3 protein-coding genes are annotated in these 1,357 nt (G+C 60.2%); all 3 read left to right on the plus strand.

Features of this window, described 5'->3' with window-relative positions; translation table 11 throughout:
- The coding region (locus D6877_RS05300; protein WP_130910087.1) for an HAD hydrolase family protein at positions 1 to 455 on the plus strand (455 nt) is incomplete at its 5' end.
- Between the two features lie 8 nt (positions 456 to 463).
- On the plus strand, positions 464 to 1,036 hold the full coding sequence (lptC, locus tag D6877_RS05305; RefSeq protein ID WP_130910088.1) for an LPS export ABC transporter periplasmic protein LptC: 573 nt from the start codon (positions 464 to 466) through the stop codon (positions 1,034 to 1,036).
- Positions 1,023 to 1,357, plus strand: a 335-nt coding sequence (gene lptA, locus D6877_RS05310) for a lipopolysaccharide transport periplasmic protein LptA (RefSeq protein WP_130910089.1), incomplete at its 3' end; no start/stop codon positions are given. The genes lptC and lptA, both read left to right, overlap by 14 nt.

A 1,357-nucleotide genomic window follows, 5' to 3' on the forward strand; every position in this document is an offset into this window, starting at 1 on the left:
CCGACGGCCGCCTGTACTTCCTCGAAGACGGCAGCGAGTTCAAGACCTTCAACACCCTCGACGGCCAGGGCATCAAAATGCTGATGAATGCCGGCGTGCAAACGGCGATCATCAGTGGCCGCAAAACCCCGGTGGTCGAGCGCCGCGCGAAAAACCTCGGCATCCCGCACCTGTTTCAGGGGCGCGAAGACAAACTGGTGGTGCTCGACGGCCTGCTCGGACAACTGGGCCTGAGCTATGAAGAAGTCGCCTATCTCGGTGACGATCTGCCAGACTTGCCGGTAATCCGCCGTGTAGGGCTGGGCATGGCGGTGGCCAACGCTGCCGACTTTGTCCGCGAACACGCCCACGGCGTTACCCGCGCCCGCGGCGGCGAAGGTGCCGCCCGCGAATTCTGCGAATTGATCCTGCGCGCCCAGGGCCGCCTTGAAGCGGCCAACGCCGCGTACCTGTGAGCCTGACCATGTTTAGCAAAAAGTTTCGCAACTTCCTGCTGTTCGGCTGCATCGCGGCGATTTTCGCTGCGGTCGGCTATTGGAACATCAGCCCGGAACGCTTCCTCGACAAGCCACCGGTTTCGGCTGCCGAGAATCCGATCGACTGGTACGCGACCAACACGCATACCATTCAGTACCTGCCCGACGGCAAGGTGCAATACGAGATGACCTCCGACAAGGCCGAGCACGTCAAGGCTACCGATATCACCCTGGTGACCAAGCCTGATTTGAACATGTACCGCGGCACCGACTTCCCATGGCACGTGACCAGTGAGCGCGGCGAAGTGAATTCGGGCGGTACCGAAGTGGAATTGATCGACTCGGTACGCGTACAGCGCACCGACGAGAAACAGCGCGGCACCCTGATCACCAGCACCCGCATGACCGTGTTCCCGCAGCAGGAATATGCGCAGACTGCGCAACCCGTTAGAATCGAGGGCGCTGGCGGTGTATCGACTGGCGTCGGAATGAAAGCGTACCTGAAGGAAAGCAGGATACACCTGCAATCGAACGTAAGAGGACAGTATGAGGCTCGTTAAAACCCTCCCTATTTTGCTCAGTCTGGGCGCAGCACTGGGAAGCGCGAGCGCCTGGTCCCTGCCGAACGATCAGCAGCAGCCTATCCGCATTCAGGCCGACGACGCCCAACTGGACGACAAGAATGGCATCGCCACCTATAAAGGTGACGTGATCATTACCCAGGGTTCGATGATCGTCAAAGGCAACACAGTGACCATGACTCGCGCGCCCAATGGCGACATCGACGTGGTGACCTCGGTGGGCAACCTGGCTTACTTCGAGCAGCTGCAGACCCAGGGCGACGCCAACCCGGTCAAGGGCTACGGCGTGACGATTCAATA

The organism is Pseudomonas sp. Sample_9 (assembly GCF_004307535.1).
GTDB lineage: Bacteria > Pseudomonadota > Gammaproteobacteria > Pseudomonadales > Pseudomonadaceae > Aquipseudomonas > Aquipseudomonas mercuritolerans.

Bases quoted from the DNA above. Each gene is read 5' to 3' on its own strand.
- lptC (WP_130910088.1), top strand. From the start codon at position 464: ATGTTTAGCAAAAAGTTTCGCAACTTCCTGCTGTTCGGCTGCATCGCG.